This window comes from Rhodococcus sp. AQ5-07 (genome assembly GCF_009707305.1).
Classification (GTDB): Bacteria; Actinomycetota; Actinomycetes; order Mycobacteriales; family Mycobacteriaceae; genus Rhodococcus_F; species Rhodococcus_F erythropolis.
The window spans coordinates 6,200,367-6,221,700 of sequence record NZ_CP046099.1 but is presented as its reverse complement, the minus strand read 5'-3'; the positions used below and the strand labels follow the sequence as shown (position 1 = coordinate 6,221,700).

Annotated in this window: 16 protein-coding genes; 2 read left to right on the top strand and 14 right to left on the bottom strand. The window is 58.4% G+C overall.

The annotated features are described in order from the left end of the window. Position 1: 1 nt before the first annotated feature. The 14 genes from GJB56_RS28885 to GJB56_RS28820 form a co-directional block, all read right to left on the bottom strand. Positions 2 to 1,312, bottom strand: coding sequence for an O-antigen ligase family protein (locus GJB56_RS28885; protein ID WP_113682278.1), 1,311 nt, complete (start codon positions 1,310 to 1,312; stop codon positions 2 to 4). Next, a complete protein-coding gene (locus GJB56_RS28880; RefSeq protein WP_195849570.1) occupies positions 1,299 to 2,822 on the bottom strand; it encodes a sugar transferase in 1,524 nt (507 codons plus the stop codon). The genes GJB56_RS28885 and GJB56_RS28880 overlap by 14 nt, the downstream gene beginning before the upstream one ends. Positions 2,823 to 3,657: 835 nt before the next feature. Beyond that, entirely contained in the window at positions 3,658 to 4,026 is a 369-nt protein-coding gene (locus GJB56_RS28875) for a GNAT family N-acetyltransferase (protein WP_326839313.1), read from the bottom strand. A gap of 417 nt (positions 4,027 to 4,443) precedes the next feature. Continuing rightward, positions 4,444 to 5,889 carry a polysaccharide biosynthesis tyrosine autokinase gene (locus GJB56_RS28870; protein WP_113682276.1) on the bottom strand — a complete coding sequence of 482 codons (1,446 nt, stop codon included), beginning with the start codon at positions 5,887 to 5,889 and terminating at the stop codon, positions 4,444 to 4,446. 682 nt (positions 5,890 to 6,571) lie between these two features. Then, entirely contained in the window at positions 6,572 to 7,897 is a 1,326-nt protein-coding gene (locus GJB56_RS28865) for a UDP-glucose dehydrogenase family protein (RefSeq protein ID WP_019747430.1), read from the bottom strand. A 52-nt stretch (positions 7,898 to 7,949) separates the two neighbouring features. Further along, positions 7,950 to 8,918: a GDP-L-fucose synthase family protein gene (locus GJB56_RS28860; RefSeq protein ID WP_042951021.1), complete on the bottom strand. Its 969-nt coding sequence runs from the start codon at positions 8,916 to 8,918 to the stop codon at positions 7,950 to 7,952. Next, positions 8,915 to 9,946: a GDP-mannose 4,6-dehydratase gene (gene gmd / locus GJB56_RS28855; RefSeq protein ID WP_172933229.1), complete on the bottom strand. Its 1,032-nt coding sequence runs from the start codon at positions 9,944 to 9,946 to the stop codon at positions 8,915 to 8,917. The genes GJB56_RS28860 and gmd overlap by 4 nt, the downstream gene beginning before the upstream one ends. 100 nt (positions 9,947 to 10,046) lie before the next feature. Continuing rightward, the gene (locus GJB56_RS28850; RefSeq protein WP_162793407.1) at positions 10,047 to 11,096 is read right to left on the bottom strand and encodes a polysaccharide pyruvyl transferase family protein; all 1,050 of its coding nucleotides are present in this window, start codon (positions 11,094 to 11,096) and stop codon (positions 10,047 to 10,049) included. Positions 11,097 to 11,103: 7 nt separating this feature from the next. Beyond that, positions 11,104 to 12,315 carry a lipopolysaccharide biosynthesis protein gene (locus tag GJB56_RS28845; protein ID WP_158510647.1) on the bottom strand — a complete coding sequence of 404 codons (1,212 nt, stop codon included), beginning with the start codon at positions 12,313 to 12,315 and terminating at the stop codon, positions 11,104 to 11,106. Positions 12,316 to 12,385: 70 nt separating this feature from the next. Then, positions 12,386 to 12,925, bottom strand: a complete 540-nt coding sequence (locus GJB56_RS28840; RefSeq protein ID WP_080910161.1) for a DapH/DapD/GlmU-related protein — start codon at positions 12,923 to 12,925, stop codon at positions 12,386 to 12,388. Then, entirely contained in the window at positions 12,922 to 14,202 is a 1,281-nt protein-coding gene (locus GJB56_RS28835; protein ID WP_020968745.1) for a glycosyltransferase, read from the bottom strand. Before GJB56_RS28835 ends, GJB56_RS28840 begins: the two co-directional genes overlap by 4 nt. A 26-nt stretch (positions 14,203 to 14,228) precedes the next feature. Next, the gene (locus GJB56_RS31775; RefSeq protein ID WP_024487404.1) at positions 14,229 to 14,567 is read right to left on the bottom strand and encodes a DapH/DapD/GlmU-related protein; all 339 of its coding nucleotides are present in this window, start codon (positions 14,565 to 14,567) and stop codon (positions 14,229 to 14,231) included. A 215-nt stretch (positions 14,568 to 14,782) separates the two neighbouring features. Further along, positions 14,783 to 15,940 carry a glycosyltransferase gene (locus GJB56_RS28825; RefSeq protein ID WP_157902085.1) on the bottom strand — a complete coding sequence of 386 codons (1,158 nt, stop codon included), beginning with the start codon at positions 15,938 to 15,940 and terminating at the stop codon, positions 14,783 to 14,785. Positions 15,941 to 16,050: 110 nt separating this feature from the next. Beyond that, on the bottom strand, positions 16,051 to 17,571 hold the full coding sequence (locus tag GJB56_RS28820; RefSeq protein WP_029254699.1) for a sugar transferase: 1,521 nt from the start codon (positions 17,569 to 17,571) through the stop codon (positions 16,051 to 16,053). A gap of 1,177 nt (positions 17,572 to 18,748) precedes the next feature. On the opposite strand from GJB56_RS28820, the gene GJB56_RS28815 reads away from it, so the two are divergent. Both GJB56_RS28815 and GJB56_RS28810 read left to right on the top strand, forming a co-directional pair. Next, positions 18,749 to 19,888, top strand: coding sequence for a hypothetical protein (locus tag GJB56_RS28815; protein ID WP_230091101.1), 1,140 nt, complete (start codon positions 18,749 to 18,751; stop codon positions 19,886 to 19,888). Beyond that, positions 19,882 to 21,333 carry a glycosyltransferase gene (locus tag GJB56_RS28810; protein WP_113682273.1) on the top strand — a complete coding sequence of 484 codons (1,452 nt, stop codon included), beginning with the start codon at positions 19,882 to 19,884 and terminating at the stop codon, positions 21,331 to 21,333. The genes GJB56_RS28815 and GJB56_RS28810 overlap by 7 nt, the downstream gene beginning before the upstream one ends. The last annotated feature ends 1 nt before the right edge of the window (position 21,334 follow it).

Below are 21,334 nucleotides of genomic sequence, written 5' to 3'. Positions count from 1 at the left end.
CTCACTGACCTCCTCTTCGCTCCGGAGCGAACCCGTACGCACGACCCCTACGGATCGACAATTCGGCGTTGCCTGCACTGTGAGAGCGGTGCGTCGAGGGTCCGTACGGCGCCAGGAAGACCCATGCGATCAGCCACATGGCGCCGAAGAAGAGCGTCGACTCCGTCAAGTCCATCGAGAAGACGAGAACCATGGTCGCGACGACGGCGATGTACTCCGTTCTGCTGCGAGCTCGCCCGAGCGCCGTGTTCAGAAGCAGGTAATAGCCGGCCAACAGCAGCAGGAATCCGATCCAACCGATCTGGAGACGAATGTCGAGCATTCCGTTGTGCGCGCTGGTCGCCGGAAAGGACAGCTTGGACCGGATCATCTGTCCGACAACGCTGTCAGGTGCCCAGACCGAGCCGAAGCCCCATCCGAGCAGGGGCCGCTGTTCGGCGTAGTACTCGGATACCGTCCAGAGATGCAGCCGGCCGGTCAACGTGACATCTCGCGAGAGTAGCGCTGCGACATCGGGTCCGAGCACCTTCATCGCGCCGGACACCCCGATGTACAGCCCGATGATCACCGTCGAGGCGAGGCGAGCGTTAGGTGTCCGTCGAAGGCACTTCAGAGCAAGCACTGTCGCCAGCGCAATCCCTGCAGCGACGAGACTGGTCTGGCTCCGGGCTTCGAACAACACGATGCCGGCAACAGCCAACGCCGCCACCCACGGAATACGCTTGACGTCGGGAAGCATGAGCATGACAGCAACAAGGACAACTTCGATCGCAGCCATTCGGCCCAAAGTATTCTTGTGCGTGAAGATTCCGCGATAGGCAACAGTGCGGGTGTCCACATCGATGCCGGTCGAAGGGTCGAGGACCACGACCATCAGCGACAGCACGAGTAGTACCAGCAAGGTGACGGCCACAGTCCGCACTCGCACCGGGAAGGTCAACTCGCGGGCGACCATGATTCCCGTGATCGCCAGGCACACGATGACGATGCCGGCGACGACGGAGTTCCGGGGCAACGTCGACCAGTACCAGCTGGTTGCCGGAACGCCGGCCGCGATCAGAAGCGTGAAGACAGGCCAGGACGCGTTGCGTGAGTATCGCCGGTCGAGGAAGTAGACCAACGCGAGTGTCGCCGAGAGAACAGCCGAACCGTGTACGAGCAACGATCCGAGCGCTGTCTTCTGCGTGTAGGCCTGAAAGGCTCCGGTCGCGCCGATGACCGCGATCACCAATGCCGTTCGCAAGATCAGCGGATTGTTCGGTGCCTCATTTTCGCAAGGCGCCGGTGCCGCATTCTTGTCAGTAGGCGCCATCACTTCCCACCACCGCCTTGAGCGTCTTCGCGACGATCATGACGTCACCCATCATCGACCAGTTGTCGACGTAGGAAAGATCAAGGCGGACAGTGTCTTCCCACGACAGATCAGAACGTCCGCTGACTTGCCACAGACCGGTGACACCGGGCTTGACCAGTAGCCGGCGACTGACCGCACCGTCGTACATCTCGACCTCGCGCCGAAGCGGTGGCCGCGGTCCGACGACGCTCATCTCGCGCCGAAGAACATTGACGAACTGGGGCAACTCGTCGATCGAGTACCGACGCATGAAGCGACCGACCGTCGTCACACGCGGATCATCTCGCATCTTGAAAAGCACTCCGGCGCCTTCGTTCTCCTTCATCAGCGCCGTGACTTGAGAATCCGCGTTCTGGACCATCGAGCGGAACTTGAGCATGGGGAACGGCTGCCCGTCCAACCCCATCCGCTCGGACTTGTACAGAACCGGCCCCTTGCTCGTGAGCTTGACTGCGATCGCAGCCGCCAGAAGCACCGGACTGATCACGGCGAGTACCACGGTCGAGAAGACGATGTCGAAGGTCGTCTTCGTGAACTTCTGCGCGCCGTGATAGCGCGGACGCTCGACATGGATCAGCGGAAATCCAGCGACCGGGCGCATCGACAGCCTCGGTCCGGACACATCCAGAATCCCTGGTGCAACAACAAGGTCCACATGATCGCGCTCGAGATCCCAGGCCAACGTGCGCAGCCTTTCCGGTCCGAATCGCTCCGACGCCGTCACTGCCACCGTGTCGGCACCGACCTGATCGATTGCGTCCGCGACACTGTGCTCGTCTCCGAGCACCGGAATGTCCCGACCGTTCACTGTGACAACTTCGCCCACGTCTCCTCCGTAGCCAGGTACGCAGACTCCGACGACTCGGTATCCATGGGCATCGTCGCGCTCGAGGTTGCGTGCAAGATCGACAACCGCCCCTCGCACACCGACCACAAGTACGGCAGTTCGAAATTCACCTCGGGCTCGCTCACGAGCAATCACCCGTCGCCAGATCCAACGACTCGCGATCAAGGCGGTCAATCCCATCGGAAACGCCACGGCGAGGTACAGGCGCGCGATCTCCAGGTGAAGGAGAAGGCTGGCAATCGCAATCAGTCCGAACAGGCGGAGCGTTCCGACAGCGATCAATCGGTACTCTTCAGGGCCGCTTCCGATCACGCGAGGAGATCTGGTGCGAAATACTCTCAATACGGCGAACCAGCCGATAATCAGGGCGAAAGACAGTGCGGTGTAGCTGAAATGGCCGAATGCTTCACCGTCGACGACGTCCGCGTCGCTACCGAATCGCCACCATTGAGCCAGAAACACAACTGCCGCAACAATGATCGTGTCGGTGATCGCCAGACAACGAAGATACGCAGATTGCCATTTCCTGCGTGCGGAAACTCCACCAGCCCTCTCGGGCGCTACTCGTCGGTGTTGTTGTGGCCGTTCTTTCGTGGGCGCGGCCATCTCGAGAACCGTCATGTGTTCAGAAACCTTTCCCCATGCACAAAATTCGGCCTGAAGCTGTTCGCCGGCCGAGGTCCGTCGGACCGCCTTGCCGAATCCCGAAACTTCGACAGCGAAGCAACTGCTCCGCATTGCTGCGTTCAGTGCGAATGGTCGCATTACGTGCGCCTTGCAGTTAACCCGGCGACTGTTGTCAGGCCTCGGCCCAACTGTCGATTTATGCGGCATTGCCGCAGCTCACACCCCATGATTGAAGCAGAGTCCACTAACGACCCAAACACAGGACGATCGGCGATTTCTCCTCGCCCGCTGACGTCGCCAGCCTCGATATTGTCAGGACTCACGCCTTGGCAATTTTTCGGCTAGCTGGTCAGTACCAGTGAGGAGTTTGCCACATTCCGGACAGTGTGGCAATAGCGCTTCCCGAACTTCTTCCGGTCGCCAGCATTGAGATCAGTTATTCACCCTCCAATCAGGAAGGTGAGACCATTCATCGCCATTACCATTGCGTACCTATAGTTTTCATTGGCTTGGCCAATTGGACTCCACGTTTGGACGGAAACCCGCACGCAGTTGGTAATCGCTCTGCAAACCATACTTTGATGCGTTCGGCGTCGCCTCAGACCTGGACGATTGTCCGGCACTTGGCCTCTGCGCGCTTTACTTACGACTGGCCGGCAATGCGCGAACCTACGATCGGGCGACACCGAGAATTCAGACATGCGAAAGGAGGAGCCTGGACCGCCACTGACCGTCTATGCGGTGCAGAAAGATTTGCAGCACAATCCAATTCGAGAAGGGGGAATTGTGCAGCCGTTCGACTACAAAGCGGGGCGACCGCTACCGACGGCTATGTCCATGGCAAGCGTGCGCGGCCATGGCAAGTGTGCGCGGCCGCGTATAGGTCAACTGACGCTCGACATGCTCGTTGGTGCCCAGTAGCGGAGCGTGTCTCTCGAACAGCCGAGGTTGCGGTCGACTGATCAGCTGGGCGCACGCTCGCGAGTAGACCCCCGCAAACCTCGATGGCCTTGCGTGAACCCACGTTCATCTCGTTGCGGGCAATCAGGACTCGACCGAGGCCCACCGGTTGTGTGGCATACGTGAGCATCTCCTGCAGAGCCGTCGACGCGATACCTTGCCGGCGTTCCGGCGGCCGAACTCCATAGCCGATATGACCACCGACATCGGCCAAGATCTCGTTCATGCTGTGCGGCATCTGGATAGCACCGAGATACCGGCCGCCGCGAGCGATCCACCAGTTGGTTGCCGGGACAATGTCGGGCCCCGTCCACGACTCTGGCTGCGCCAACAGCTACTGCACCCACTGCCTGAATCCAGCACGGGATGCCAAACCGAGATCTAGACGTTGCGCAACTCCAATCGCCGAACCGTGCTGGTCCGCCTGCGGTCCGCCATACTCGTCACACGACTCCAACAGGAAGCCCACAACGGCACGTCAGGCGCAACCAGATGAAAGCCACAGCGGCACCGGTCAAGTAGGACAGGTCAGACCGCAGCGTCGCAGACTCAGAGGACCCGACTAGTGAATTGCGTCCGATTCACCACATAGAGAAGGGCCCTCGAGCATTGCTCGAGGGCCCTGTGAGGCGTCGGGATTTAACGTACGACCAGATCAGTTGACTGTCGACGTTACCCTTCGTTCGCCGACTGGATTGCTGTCCACGGAACCTCCCACGGCCACGTCTGCGACAACCGGATCGGAATCGTAGTAGTACTTGTACTCGTAGACACCACGACCGTTCAGCGGGGTCATCGTGATGACAGTGCCGAGAATTGTCGCGCCCACACTGTGGAGATTGCCGACCGCCCTGCTCAGCTGATCCCTCTTCGTCGAGCCGTGACGAGCAATCACGAGCGCACCGTCCGCCAGCGCTGAAAGCACTGCAGCATCCGTAACCGGAAGCAACGGCGAGGCGTCGATGATGACGTAGTCGAACCTTCTGCGGAGATCGGTAAAGACTGCATGGGCAGTGTCAGTCCCCAGCAGTTCGCTCGGGTTCGGGGGAATCGGACCTGAAGCAAGAACCGTCAGGTCAGCGTTGCTCGTGACTTGAAGTACGTCGTCGAGCTCTGCTTGCCCAGCCAAGACCGAGCTCAAACCGACGCTTCCGATAAGTCCAAGGTACTTCGAAACGCGAGGCTTGCGGAGGTCACCTTCGACGAGACACACCTTCTTGCCTGCCTCGGCCAGCACGAGTGCGATGTTCACCGCGGTCGTGGTCTTTCCCTCGGAGGGAAGAGAACTCGTGACGACGATGACACTCGGTGGACGATCCACGGCCAGGAACTGCAGATTGGTTCGCAGTTCGCGGTACGCCTCGGCACTTGCGGAGTTGCCCTCGTGGAAGTTGATCGCTTGATGAACTTCGCGTTCCTTGTCGAACGGAATTGTTCCCACCATCGCCGCGCCGGCGATGTCTTCGACCACCTTGCGCTCTTTGACGGTGTTGTCCAGGCGATCACGCACGACAGCCAATCCGATCCCCAGCAGAAGCCCGATCGCGGCACCGAGCGCCACGTTCCGCGAAGTCTTCGGCGACACCGGTTCCGCGGGAGTTTGTGCTCGCTGCTCGACAACGACGCGCGCCGGCGCTGTGCCACCATTCGCGGGCGTACCCAGATCTTTGACCATCACGACAAACTCGTCCGACAGCGCATTTGCGATTTCGCGTGCCAGTTCAGGCGACGCATCTTGCACGCTCAAATCGAGAAGTACAGTATCCGGCGCCGATGTGGCGGTCACCTTCGACGAGATCTCCGCCGCGGACAGCCCACCCAATCGATCTGACCCCACTGCATCGATTGTTCGCTGCGCGAGCGTCTCCCCAGTGAGGAGCTTGGCGTAGGAGGTGACCAACTGCTGTGAAAGCTGGTTGCCTTGGTAAGCCTCGTTCACGGTCGTTCCAGTGGAAGTCGACACGAACAGGCGCGTGGAAGCCTGGTAGACCGGTGTCGCAATCAACGAGGCACCCAAAGCGCCCAAGATCACAACCACGGTGACGACAACGACTATTTTCCACCGTGCCTGCAAGATCTTCAGGTAGTCCCGTACATCCATCGTCGAATCTCCTTCGGCTCGAGCACGTAGTACGTATTCGAGTAGTAATCGACAGCCGCTTGTCGAGCCGCTGCACTCAATCCAGGCTGAACGAGGCAGCCAATCTTTTTATCGCGCGTCCCTGCGTCACAGAGTGGTCGATCCCGAAACAGGCAGGGACAAGAAACCTTCGTGGCATCTCACGCATCTCAGTTCGTGGTCCACACTTGACGGCACGACTACATGTTGACGCAGCGGCGAACCTGCGACACGGACATCGGGTCCAGTTCTCTTCGTCAGCCTCATCGGCCGACACCGCCACCTGGAGTTCACTGCACATCGAAGAGAGCGGACGTAACGTGCAGCCAGGCTGAACTCTACTGTGTCGTGGTTCTTTTCACCACCGCAACGCAGCATCGAAACCCCTCGATTTCGCCAGCCGAATGTGCCGACCACGCGAAGATCACACACCCTCAGCCGGCCGTAGGACCAAAGTCCGCGAACATCGAACAACGCCCGCCGCCACCGGAAGCCGGTGCACACCAATCGAACAGGGCAAACACCACTCGCCCCGAAATCGACGGGCGGCGATCGAAGTTTCCACACCGGAACAGTTCATCTACTGACGGACCTTCGTCCCAGACACGCGGGCACTCCCCTCGACGCCGTGCAATAACCATCCCTCGCTGAGGGTTTCACCGATCTACGGCCTTCCAAGACCTCGATAGGTCCACCCTGCGTCGCGCCAGGTGGTCGGTTCCAGGCAGTTACGTCCGTCGATGATGACCTTCTTGCGGACGACCGCTTCGAGATCCGACGGCAACAACTTTCGAAACTCGGTCCACTCGGTCAGAACCAAGACGACATCAGCCCCTGCACACGCGTCAAGTGCACTCGAAGTGTAAGTGAGGGTGGGGAACAACGCCTTCGAGTTTCCCATGGCCTTCGGGTCATAGACATTGACGGCAGCGCCTTGGAGCTGAATCTGGCCGGCAACGTTCAGCGCAGGTGAGTCGCGCACGTCGTCGGAGTCAGGCTTGAAGGCTGCACCGAGAACCGCCACATTGGCTCCGAGTAGAGAACCACACGCTTCTCGAGCCAGTTCGACCATCCGAGTACGACGACGCATGTTGATATTGTCGACTTCGCGTAGGAAAGTGAGTGCTTGGTCTGCTCCCAGCTCACCCGCACGTGCCATGAAAGCACGGATGTCCTTAGGTAGGCAGCCACCACCGAAACCGATTCCGGCGTTGAGGAATCGCCTACCAATTCTCTCGTCGTGGCCGATGGCATCGGCAAGAACGGTCACATCCGCGCCCGACGCCTCGCACACCTCCGAGATCGCATTGATGAACGAGATCTTCGTCGCCAGAAATGCATTGGCTGACGCTTTGACCAACTCCGAAGTCGCAAGGTCGGTCACAACGAAGGGAATACCTTCGTTCAAGAGCTGCTCGTACACTTCACGCGCAACCGATTCCGCACGTCCGGGTCGATTACGGTCGACCCCGAGCACAAGCCGGTCCGGGTGAAGCGTGTCTTTCACCGCGTAGCCTTCCCGGAGAAATTCCGGGTTCCACGCCACCTCGACGTCTTGTCCGGCAGGGGCCAGTTCCCGTGCCCGCGAACCCAATCGCTCTGCTGTACCCACTGGCACAGTTGATTTCCCGAAAATGACGGTCGGCCTGGTCAAGAGGGGTGCAAGCGTCTCGATCACCGAATCGACAAAACGCATGTCGGCCGCGAACTCCCCCTTCTTCTGCGGCGTACCGACGCCGAGGAAATGGATGTCGGCGAACTCTGCGGCCTCCTCGTAGGAAGCCGTGAATCGAAGACGTCCCGCGGCTATGTTGCGGCGCAGCACTTCCTCGAGGCCCGGTTCGTAGAAGGGAACCTCCCCGGCTTCGAGCATAGCGAGCTTGTTCGGATCAACATCCACCCCGAGAACCTCGTGACCCAACTCGGCCATGCAAGCTGCATGTGTCGCCCCGAGGTAGCCGGTGCCGAATACCGCAATACGAGAAGTCATAACGATGTCTGCCTGTCGAAGTCGGGTTTACGTCGAATAATGCTGTAGTACTTCATGTCCTGATCGAATCGACATTCTGTCGATACCACTCCACGGTCGATGCGATCCCCGCACGAAGATCAATCCTGGGCTGCCACCCCAAATCTCGAAGCTTCCCGATGTCAAGCAACTTCCGCGGCGTCCCGTCAGGTTTCGAGTGATCCCATTCGATCTCGCCGTCGAACCCGATCTCGTCCGCCACGATCGCGGAAATCTCCGCGATACTCTGGTCCTCGCCCGTACCAACATTGACGTGTTCTGCTCCGTCATAGTGGTCGAGCAAATGAAGGCAGGCATCCGCCATGTCGTCGACGTGGAGAAACTCGCGCCTCGGCGTCCCGCTGCCCCAGTTCACGACTGACGCAGCTCCATCACGGCGCGCGTCGTCGAAGCGCCTGATGAGGGCCGGCAGCACATGAGAGCCCTTGGCAGAGAAGTTGTCACCCGGGCCGTAGAGGTTCGTCGGCATCGCGGAGATCCACGGTCGCCCGAACTGCTTGCGAACAGCCTGTACCTGCAGGATTCCCGCGATCTTTGCGATGGCATATGCATCGTTCGTCGGTTCCAGATGACCGGTCAGTAGATACTCTTCGCGAATCGGTTGAGGCGCGAATTTCGGGTAGATGCAGGATGATCCGAGGAATAGAAGGCGATCTACGTCGAATTCGGCCGCCGCGTCCATCACGTTCACCTGGATGCGAAGGTTGTCGGAGATGAAGTCCACCGGCAGTGTGCTGTTCGCCAGTATCCCGCCCACTCTGGCTGCCGCGAGGACCACGTTCTTCGGCCTCTCAGCGGCGAAGAATTCGAATACGGCACCGCGGTCGCGAAGATCGAGTTCGGCGGACGTGCGACCGACAAGGCGATTGAAACCGTCGGCTTCCAAACGACGCCAAATCGCTGAACCAACGAGTCCACGATGGCCCGCAACGTATACCGTGTCGCTTCGATCGAGGGACTTCTGCGTGTACTCCCCCGTCATCGAGCGTGCTCCCAATCCACCAGGTTCGGACGGTCGATCCAGGGCTTGCCCTCACACGTCAGAGCCTCGATGTCCGCATCGACCATGATTCGAGCCAGTTCGGGGGTATGTACAGTCGCCTTCCATCCGAGCTTCTGCTCCGCCTTACCGGCGTCTCCGATCAACGCATCTACTTCCGTCGGCCGCAGATAGCGCTCGTCGAAGCGCACGTGATCTTCCCAGTTCAGGCCGGCGTGCTCGAAGGCCACCGTCAGGAAATCCTTGACCGAGTAGTTACCGCCTGTCGCGAGCACGTAATCGTCCGGTTCGTCGACCTGAAGCATTCTCCACATTCCCTCCACGTACTCCGGCGCATAGCCCCAGTCGCGGATTGCATCGAGATTGCCCATGTACAAATGGCTTTCCAGACCGGCCTTGATCCGCGCCACCGCTCGCGTGATCTTGCGAGTGACGAATGTTTCGCCTCGCCGGGGAGATTCGTGGTTGAACAGAATTCCGTTCACGGCAAAGATCCCGTACGCCTCGCGGTAGTTCTTGGTGATCCAGTACGAGTACACCTTCGCCGCACCGTACGGCGATCGCGGGTAGAAGGGAGTCTGCTCGTCTTGCGGAGGCGGTGTCGCACCGAACATCTCGGAACTGGACGCCTGGTAGAACCTGCATTCGAGACCAGCCATCCGGACTGCTTCGAGCAACCTGATCGACCCGATTCCCGTGGTGTCACCGGTATGTTCTGGCTCGTCGAAGCTCACCCGCACGTGGGACTGCGCTGCGAGGTTGTAGACCTCGTCCGGGCGTATCTGTGCGAGAAGAGTGACCAAACGCGCCCCGTCGCTGAGATCTCCGTAGTGAAGGAACAGTTTTGCATCCGGCGTGTGGGGATCCACATACATGTGATCGATTCGAGCTGTATTGAACGTGGACGACCTACGAATAAGTCCGTGGACCTCGTATCCCTTGCTCAACAACAGCTCGGCCAGGTATGAACCGTCTTGGCCTGTAATTCCGGTAATCAGTGCACGTTTCACTTGAAACTCCGTCCTCGAAGCAGATACTTGTCTGCGAGTAGTCATCGGCCGAATTGTGTTGTGTGGGAGTAACGAACCCACAACCAGAACTGAGAAACCCTCACGGCATTACTGCCCCCTTGATCCGCGATCTCAAATCCTCCAGTTCCGCGGCAGCGGAATCCATTCCGCGAGAGATACGGGTAGATTCGTCGTGCCCGAGATTCAAGCTGCCACCCGTCGCATCGTCCATCCAGGAGGCCTGCGGCGCGAGTACCGGTTCCAGCGAATCCCTCAGCTTCGGTACCGAACTGCTGCCCGCCATCACCGGTATCGATCCGCCTCGAGCGCTCAGGATCAAAACATGGAGGCGGTCACTGATGGTTACGGCAGCGCGCTCGTACAGGGCGCGGACAGCGGACTCCTGTTGCCGATGGGTCACGTCATCGTCCCATCCCACGTACTGAATACCCAGCGTTGCAGCAACTTCACGATTGTGGTTGTCGTCCTCGGCAACTTGGCAGCAGGCCACCAGATTCAAGCCGATTGCCTCGACCTGACTGTGGATCGACCGAAGAACCGCGTAGTTCACCGGTCGGTCATGCCGAAGTGAAAGCAAGGCTATTTCTCGGCTCGCAGATTCTCGGCCTGCAGACTTCGCTCCGTCGGATACGCCGGCCCGGAACGCGAGATCGGGATAGAACCGACTCTTGCCTCGCAGGTACTCACACGTCCTTTTGTCACGTGCCGCGTAGACGTCGGCTACGCCGACGAGGATCTTCTCGGGTACTGCCGCCATCGAGCTTCGCACCTCGATCGACCGTCCCAAAACGAGGACTCGTGTACCGAAAATGCGCAGCACCGCAAAGACTGTCACCAACAACGAGTGCTTGACGACGCTTGCTGCTGAAGCCCCCAGAACCGCCGGCCCAGGTGCCATCACGATCACTGCCCGCTTTCGGCGCACCGTATCGGACAAAATCGCTCGCCAGAAGCTGATACCCGAATCCATGACCTCGTCGGTTGGTTCCCAATCGAAGGCATCGACGTACTCCGCGCTCATACTGCCGGAAAAGACAACGGGTTTGAACCCCAGTTCACGCATGTAGTCGACTGCTGTTCGCCGTATCTCGATGTCACCCAGATTGCCCTGAGCTGCTGCGATACTCATGAAGAACCTACGCATGGGGATCCCTCCTCATTGCAACGACAACGACACAGGTCAGCAATGCGGTTTGAAGTACATAGCTGAGCGAGAGCGACCACCCCGCTCCGAGCGCCCCGTAACGGGGGGCAGCAAGCACGATTCCGACGAGGCAGATCAAGGTGCTCACAACCGTTATGTAGGAGACAATTTCAACTCTGCCCGTACCTTGCAGAATCGCATTCAATTGGGACGAGATCGCTGCGAAGATCAAACTGAAGCAGACGACCTGCATTACCGGTACTGCGTCTACGTACGCATCGCCCAAAATCGGTGGAACGAGCACAGGTATGGCAGCTGCGATCACACCGAAGATCACCGCGCTTGCGATGCATACGTACATCGCGGGTCGCAGAATGCCCTGGGTGATTCGCCCGGTCGTCGAGCGCGCCGCCGCCGGCATGAGAACTGCCGCAAATGATGTGGGAATCAGCCGCAACGGCGTGGTGATACGACTCGTCACGCCGTAGATTCCGGAGACGGCCGGCGACGTGACAAGTCCAACCAGCAGTACGTCGAAGTTGCGCGTCTGAGTAGCAACGGAATTCAACCAGAAGTGCGAAGACTTGCCGATGATCGACTTGTACGAGCGTCTCGATCTCACACGAGTGATCGCCGGTCCGAGCCGAATGGCCACGAAGACAGCGATCATCGAAGAGAACGCGAGGCCCACGGAATACCAGAACACTGCGTCGACTCCTGCGAGCCAAGCCGCCGCAACAAAAACGAGAGCAAGTGCTCGCCGGAGGAGCAACGACACCGCGTTCTGCCAGGTATTCCCGTCAGCGAGTGGTAGCGAGAGCAGCGTCTCGACGTAATTGTCCAGAACAACCCAAGCTGTCAACGGCACTACGAACCAAAGCTTCGGCTCGAAGACCGCGGCTACCGCCGCGGTAAATGCCAGCAATGCACCAACGGCCAGGTTGGCGCGGCGCGAGAACTCCAAGGTCGACGCGATGAGGGGGTCCTGGTCACCCAACGCACGGATCCGAACCAGAAATGGGGTGAACCCGAAGTTCAGAATGGTCTGAAGCACCAGTCCGACACCATAAGCCGCAGCGAAGATTCCAAAGCCGGACGGACCGGAGATACGCGCGAGTAGGACCATACTCAGTGCCTGAATCAACGCACCGACAAGACGTCCGCCGGCGATTCCCGTGAACTGAACCACCAGGGGGTTCGTCATCACCTTCATGTTCCACCACCCGGGCACTCGAACGAGTGCGGAACCCCGGCGCAGCGCGGTCGTGCGCCCTTCATGGTCGTCCGATCGACGAAGCCGGGGCGCGGACGATCGAACTCGCCGGAACATCAGATGTAACAAGGCAATTTGCGCCGATAACCGAGTGGTCACCGACCGACGTGCCACGGAGAATTGTGGACCTGGCCGCAATCCACACTCCGTCGCCGATGACGATCGGTCCGTTGTCGAACTCGAAAGTCCGTGACTTTCTGCTGTGACTGCCCGCGCACAGAAAGACGTCCTGCGAGACACAACTGTTCGACCCGATACTCACCGGTTCGAGATTGAGGATCCATGCTCCCTCACCCACCCAAGTGTTATCACCGATCGACAGTTTCCACGGCCAATGGATCTTCACGCCGTGCCGAATCAGGACTGCATCACCGATCTGAGCGCCGAACAGTCTGAGAATGGCAACTCGTATGCGTGCCGGCACGAACCAGGCCCGGAACAGTGGTGCCACCGCGAGCCAGGCGACCTGCACTGATGCCGGACGTCCCTTGTCGTATCCTGCCCCGGTGAATTCACCGAGGGAGAGCTGCGGGTGTGTCATCGCGCTCGGGCTTGCGTCGGTCGAGTCGGCAAACTGTCTCGATTGATGAGTCCGTCGAAGAGGTCACCGAACGCCGTGGTGGCAGAGCCGGGAGACAAGGTTTCGTGCACGTACTCCCCCCCGCTTCGCGCGAGTTGAGCGGCACGGACGGGGTCGGATACCAGCATCTCTATTTCACGTACCAATGCTTCCGGATTTCCGGCGTCAACACGTACTCCCGCCCCGGACAGGGCGATCTCCTCGCCGGAGGCACTGTCCGAAGACGTAGCCGCGACGACGGGTACCCCTGAAGCGAAATACGATGTGAGTTTGCTCGGAACGGCCATACTGCGAAGATCGGCCAACTCGTTGAGAAGTAATGCGTCCGCTGCTCGCAGCACATCGGTGAAGTCCTCGCCGCCAACAGGATCCATGAATTCGATCCCGGTGCATCCCTCGGACAGCTCTTCGAGATGGGCCCGCTGATTCCCATCCCCCATCAGCACGAATTTGATGTCGGACTGCCGCGGCCCAAGTAAACGCGCGGCGTCCACTACGTTCTCGAGCCCTTGCTTGGCACCCATATTGCCGGCATGCAGAACTATCTTCTGTTCCGGCCCCCAGCCCAATCGCTTTCGCGAATCTTCTCGGGTGCAGGCAGACTGGGAGAGATCCAGGTGGGTCCAGTTCCTGATGACTGTGACGCTGCTCGAGTCGACTCCGAGGTTGTCCTGAGCATGCTTCGCGAACCGCGGATGGATCACGACGACGTGATCGGACTTTCGCAAGATCCAGGATTCGGCTCGATCAACGAGAGACGACAGGCCTCCGCTCAGCTGACCGGTCTCGGACGCGCCCAGTCCGTAGAAGTCCTGCACCCACAGCACCACGGGTGTGCGCGACCGAAGGAGCCTGGTCCTGATGACAAATGCCGCCGAGGACAAAAGTGTAGGACTTAAACACAGTATGAGGTCTGCTCGATGGAAAAGAGTCGCCCAGGTCGCTCTCAAAGCGAAACTTGCCTCCATCAGAATTCTTCGCAGGAAGCTGGGATTCCGAGGGATGTAATGACGAAGTCTTTGAACCGTCAGATTTTCCGACTGCTCTACGGAGGACAGACCTGAGAAGCCATCCATCTTTCGCCAGAATGGATAGTGCGGATAGCCTGTCACTACCCTGACGTCAGCACCGGCATCCGCTATCGCATTTGCCAAACCCTCCGTGTACGGAGCGATACCGGTTGGCTCAGGAGAATAGTTTATTCCCACGATCAGGATTTTATTTCCCTGATTATCCATCGTGCTCATTTCCCTTTTCAGCTAACTCAGGACGGCAGTCCGTGCACAGCTTGCAGGTGTGCACTTCTCTGCGTGTCACTCTCGAATCGTTCGGCGACTTTCCGTGCCGGAACTCCGACATTCACCGAGAAACTCTCGACGTCGTTCGTCACGACCGAACCGGCTCCGATAACCGCACCGTCACCGATCTTCACACCGCTCAATATCACCGAACAGGCGCCTATCCATACGTCTGTTCCAATTTCGACAGAATCGCGGGCACCAGGCTGACGGTCCCCCACCCACGTCGACGCGAGCATCGGAATACCCACCTCGTCGATCGCGTGGTCTTCGCGCCCCACGATGTAGACGTTCATTCCGATCATGACGTGGGATCCGATGGAGCCATCTACCTGAATAACGGTTCGGGGTCCGACACTGACATTATCGCCGATATTCAGTCGGTGAGGCGCACTGATGATAGCTCCACGGCCGGCGTTGAAGTCGCGCCCTACTGAAACATTCCCGTTCGATATTGCGAGTCCATTCATAATTCCGCGAAGGGCTCGCCTGACACCTGACGGTAGGCGTGATCGGTTGCTCATCGTACGACCATCTCCTTGGGCCATCCCTCATTGTCGAATTCGACGACCTGACCTCGCAACGCAGCAGAGATCCCCGATGCCATGGTTTCGGCGGAATAGAGATCCCCGACCTTCGCTGAAACTTCCTCCGCTGGAACGGGATTGGAGACAAGATGCAGGAAGTAGTCTCGCAGCGCCGCAGCCAGCGACTCCTCGGTCGTCGGTGAGTAACTCTGCATAGGACCGACAGCAGCAAGTTCGATCTCGGGGGCGTGCGGGGCGTCCTCGGGGTACAGCATCGGGACTCCGAATCCCAAACTCTGAGTGACACTCAACCCGACGTATCCGGGAGAGATCGACATGATTGAGCGTGCGTAGATTTCAGCAAGTTCGATCGGACTTTCAATGCGACCGTGTACCACAACGGACTCTTCCAGACCTAATTCGAGAATTTGCCGTTCTATCGTTTCCACCGCATTGCCGAAACCCACGATTTCCAACACGGCACCCTCGTCTACGAGGCCCGATCGGTGGAAAGCTGGAACCAATTGATCGACGTTCTTCTCGGCAACCAATCGGCCGACATAGACAATTGATCTACGCGATTCGCCGATGTTACCAGCGTTGATGTCAGCGCGTTTGTACAAAGAATTGGGTGCAACCCAAACTGGTTGGCCTGGAACCTCGAGCTTGGCTGGGACCACACTGGCGTACCCGTAAAGAATGGTCCCCTGAGACAAGCGGCGCATCGTTCGCCGAAGGAAAGCCGTCTTCGACGAAGAACCTTGCCTGGGATGCAAATGGCCCCAAAGAAGAGTACGGCGACGCGCTATTCGCCGAAGGACCAAAATACTCCACGATGTGAGACTACGGGGATTCAAATCCAGGATAGTCACGGACGCGGAAAGCGGATTTTTCCAAGAACCCACCTGAAGAAGAACCTTGTCACCGAAGATTCCGATCCGTCGAACGCGGTCGTAGAAATCCTTGTCGATGCCAGTTCGCACCGTGGAATCCAGCCCGTAGTCCGAAGCGAGAATATCGAGATTTCCTTCTTCCATCTCACGCAACACCTCGATGCACGGATTCCGATAGGTTGGAATCACCGCCAAATACATCGAGTATTTTGTTGACGACATCGAGCCTGCTCCCCCAAAGTTCTCATCGAGCACCACCGATTGGCCAGTGTGCATTGCGCAGTTCCCTTACTTCGGATCCCAGGCAGAGTTCGCCGGGAATGGCGAATCGGATTCGCGATACGAATACGAAAGACTGACTGAACGGATCAGTATGCGCCGTCACTAGCCATTACGGCTTTGAGCGTCTTCACGACGATCATCACGTCCCCGACCATCGACCAGTTGTCGACATAGGACAGATCCAGCCGAACGGTTTCTTCCCACGAAAGATCCGAGCGCCCGCTCACCTGCCACAAACCGGTGATACCCGGTTTGACCAGCAGTCGCCTTTTGACGGCCCCGTCGTATGCCTCTACCTCACGCCTCAACGGCGGTCTCGGGCCAACTACGCTCATCTCGCGACGGAGCACATTGACGAACTGAGGCAACTCGTCAATCGAAAACTTTCGAATGACGCGCCCCACCTTGGTAACCCGAGGATCGTCACGCATCTTGAACAGGACGCCGGCGCCCTCGTTATCCGACAGCAGGCTGTCGACCTGCGTATCTGCGTTCTGAACCATCGATCGGAACTTCAGCATCGGAAAGGGAACCCCGTCCAATCCCATTCGCTCCGACCGATAGAGCACAGGACCCCGACTGGTGAACTTGACTGCCAAGGCCGTCACGATCAAAACGGGACTGATCAAAATGAGAATGACAGATGCGAAAACGACGTCGAAGGCTGTCTTGGCGAACCGTTGAGCACCATGGTATCGCGGACGTTCGACGTGAATCAGTGGAAGGCCCGCCACCGGCCGCATCGACAGTCGCGGACCGGAAACATCCAGGATTCCCGGTGCCACAACAAGATCGACGTCCTTACACTCCAGATCCCAGGCCAGTTTCCGCATACCGTCGTAGCCGAGGTGTTCCGTCGCCGTAACCGCCACCGCATCGGCACCGACCAAATCGAGTGCGTCGGTCACGTCGTGCTCGTCGCCTAGGACCGGTATTTCGTTGCCGTCGACCACTATGACTCTGTCGCGACGTCCTAGTTGACTGGGTTGGCAGACGCCCACTACCCGGTACCCGTCACCGGGAGCTCGTTCGAAGGTCTGGGCCATTTTCTTGACTGCAACCGGGCTTCCCACGACCAAGACGGACGTCTGAAAATCGCCGCGAGACCGCTTCCGCGCGATCACCTTTCGCCAGATCCAGCGGCTCGCCATCAGTGCGGTCAGACCGACCGGAAATGCGAAGGCCAGATAGAGCCGTGCGATGTCCAACTGCAACAGCAAGCTGACAATCGCAATGAGACCGAAGAGGCGAACTGTCGCGACGAAGATTCGTCTGTACTCCTCGGGGCCGCTGCCGATCACACGAATCGAGCGAGTGCGGAAGATCCCCAAAGACGATAACCACATCGCCGCCAATGCAATTGACACACCGGTGTAGCTGAGTTGCCCGAGGATTCCGGGGCTTACCGCACGGCCGTCTCCGCCGAATCGTAGCCATTGAGCCAGAAAAACCGTCGCCACGATGATCACCGAATCGCCCAGGAACAGCCTTCTGCGGTATGCCGTTTCCCATTCCCTCCGAGAAGTCGATCCGCGGCGGAGGTCGGGCACTGCGCGGGGAAGCGTGTGCTTGGTCTTGCCCAGTGTGGACACGTCGAGCGCCGTCACGTGATCAGTCCCTTCCTCATTCGTGGAATCCGTGTGTCGTTGAATCCGTGTGTCGTTGACAGGTGTTGAGCGTGATTCACCAGATTTGAGCAATCCACTGGAACAGCAAATTGCTCGCTTCGATCCGAAGAGTGCAATTGTTCGAGAATCGGAACGCTCTCACGCTCCGATTGGATTACATTGCAGCACTGTCCGAGCGCAGGATCAAACGCAAAGTCATCCCAGTTCAGGCCTGTAGCCGCCCACACCCCCACCTATTCCAATATGGCCGCAGCGCAAGCGCTTTGCCTATCGCCCTTCGGAGGCGGATCGACTGGAACAACTGGACGAGAGATCGATTCAGAAGCAACTATCGCGTTACTTCAACGAATGTGTGGCAAACGGGAGGACCTTACTCGTCAGTAGGCGGTTGCCACAGGGCACCGCATTAGAGATACCGCCTGAACAGAGGATCATTTCCATTGGTAACCAACGCTATGACTTTCGCCGACAGAAGGTGCCTGCGCCGTTGGGGACCTACGTCCCCGACAGGGATCTTGGTCCCTATTGCCGATTCGATGTGCAATTCGAAGGCGAATAGCACTACAGCCCTTGCTGATACAGGCATCAACATCAGAACAAGAACAGGTCGCTCGTCCAGTTCGCAACTAACCGGCCCCGAAAAGAAATTTTTCCTTCGTCTCAATATGTGAGATTCTTACCCGGCTTCGGCCATTCCGCATCGGCCGGTGTGCGGATTCGCACCTTGCAATCGATCACGTAAGGTCGACAAAAGTCGGGTTCGCTGACACAACCTCGCTGCAGCCGACACGGCCGGAGTAGACGACCAGTTCGAATAGGACTACATATCTTGAAGATTCGCGACCTACGCACGCAGTCGGGAATTATCCCCCGCCTCACAGTACGTTGGCTGATGATTGCAGCCGCGACAATCTTTGCTTTCTGGCCTACCTGGACCAATTTGTGGAGGAGCACCGCGAGCGGTACCGCCATCGGATACGTTTTTATCCTCCCCTTGCTCTGCCTGATAGCCGCCGTCGGAACAGATTTGCGGCGAGGCCCGGACCTTCCGATCCACGACCGCGAGACGGACAAGATTGTCGGCGGTATCGGCTTACTTGTCTCTCTGGGTTTACAGGCACTCCTCATGCCACGTTTTGCCGAGAACTATGAACTGATGCATATCGATGTAATCGCGGCTTGGGTATTCGTCTGGAGCGCAGCGGTTCTCATGTTCGGGCTGCGTCCGGTGAACCGCTACTGGGCAATCTGGGTTGTTCCGATCGTCCTGGCGCCGCTCATCTACCGCACGCTGGCGACTGAACTCGGCGGCACTCGATTCGACTACAGCATCATCATGGTGCTGGTCGCTTCGGCCGCAACGACGATCGCCGTCAGTAGGACCTGGAGACGAGGATTCGCCGGGTTCGTCGGCTCGTCCGTCCTGGGTGCCGCCTTGGTTTACTATCTCTCCCGTCAGTACCCGACTGCACCCTTGTTCAGCATCCAGCTGCTACCAGCACTAGGTAGCGCTTTACTGGTAGGCGGGTTCTTCTACCTGTACGAGCGACGTGGAAGGTCATGGAAGCCGTTCGAGCGTCCGCTCCGGAATCCTTCGACGTCGACCAGCAACTGGACGATCCTGGTGGTGTTCGCCGCGGCGATCGTGATGTTCTTTACGCCGGTGCCCACCGCTCAGGGCGTTCCGGTCTCGGTAGGCCCGCCGGCGACTGCTGATCCACGCCTCATCGTCCCCGCTGGTTGGCGTGAAATCTCGACCAACGAATACGATTGGCCGAGAAAATACTTCGGTTCCACTTCGGCACTCACTCGCCAGACGATTCGTGCTGATACGCCCAATCCTGCCTGGGACACCCAGATGCGCCCACGCACTGTCCAAATGGACGTTGTTCAAGTGCGTCGCCCGTCTACTCTGTCTGTCTATCCGAGCAATACAACTTATGATCTCCAGAACGCACGTGTCAGCCCCACCGTACGAGTCGAGTTGAGTCGTGGAGTCGTCGCGGAAATGTACACAGTTGTCGACGACTCCCTCCTACTCACCTGGAGCAACCTCAATTTCGTGTGGACACGCGGCGACGGTGCCGCACAACGCGTCACACTCTTGACAGTGGACAATCATGAACCGAATGCCTTGTTCCCCGAACCGAAACCATCAATGGCTTCGAATGGAAGCAACACCTTGGCCGTTCTACTCAGAGGCCGGATATCGACTGTGGACAGCGAATCTCAGTACAAGGATCTAGGTATGCTCCAGTCACTCGGAAGGCTCGTCGTGGAGGCACAGAAGTGGTAGATCCCGATCTCTCGGTTGAGGGCGAAAGCTCCGAAGAATTCAAACGAACCGCACTCCACGACGCTGTGAACGGACTGCGTGAACGCAAACCGATTTCATCGGCATCAGTTGCGTTCTATCCGTGGCAGCGCAACATCCTGCTCCTGATTCTCGTGATCACCATGGTGTGTCTGGTCTTCTTCCTTACTCCCACGCTGATCGTTCTCACATTGGCGTGCACTCTCGGTTACGTGTGGGCGATGGTTGATCGACTCGTGCTGTTCACAAGAGGTTTGGATGCTTCCTCGATCATGACGATCAGCGATCAAGAGGCAAGCTCGCTTTCGGACGAAGAACTCCCGCACTACACAATCCTTGTTCCGGCATACAACGAGCCGGAAGTAGTCGGAGACCTGATTTCCGCTATGCGCGCGATCGACTACCCCTCGGACAAATTGCAGGTGCTCTTGCTCCTCGAAGAGGATGACACTGTCACTATCGAAGCTGCGACTGCCGCCGGAGTCGATGCTGTGGTGAGTATCTTGAAGGTCCCTGCTGCAGATCCGCGCACCAAACCCAAAGCCTGTAACTACGGATTGCACTTCTCTACGGGCGAGATAATCACCATCTACGACGCCGAGGACTCTCCGGATCCGCTCCAGTTACGTCGTGTGGTAGCAACTTTCGCAAAACTTCCATCGAATACTGCGTGCGTTCAGGCGAAACTCGCATTTCACAACGGAACTCAGAATTTGTTGACCGCATGGTTCACGGCCGACTACGCCCTCTGGTTCAATTTCATCCTCCCTGGGCTGATGCGCAGTCAGTCACCGATTCCTTTGGGGGGCACGTCCAATCACCTTCGGCGAAGTGTGCTCGACGAGATCGGCGCCTGGGATCCCTTCAACGTCACGGAGGACGCAGATCTCGGAGTTCGCATCGCCGAGAGCGGCTACCGGACCGCTGTTCTGAACTCGACGACGCTGGAGGAGGCCAACAGCGACACGATCAACTGGATCCGACAACGCTCACGCTGGTACAAGGGCTACCTGCAGACTTGGCTGGTTCACATGCGTCAACCCGTGAAACTGTGGCGCGGACTCGGCACGGTCGGATTTCTACGCTTCACGATCTTGATGGCGGGTACACCCGTCGTGGCGACGCTGAACATGGCATTCTGGCTGATCAGTCTCGGATGGATCCTCGGCCAGCCTGAGGTCATCCACGACGTATTTCCCAACTACGTCTACTTTCCGGCACTCGTGTCACTCGTCTTCGGTAACGCTGCAGTCCTTTACATGAACTTGGTGGCGTGCCGCGAGACGCGGAATCCCATGCTGCTGATTGCCTGCCTCACCGCTCCGCTCTACTGGGTACTGATGAGCATCGCAGCCATAAAAGGCACCTATCAGTTGATACGCAATCCGTCGTACTGGGAGAAAACCTTCCACGGACTGAACACGTAGC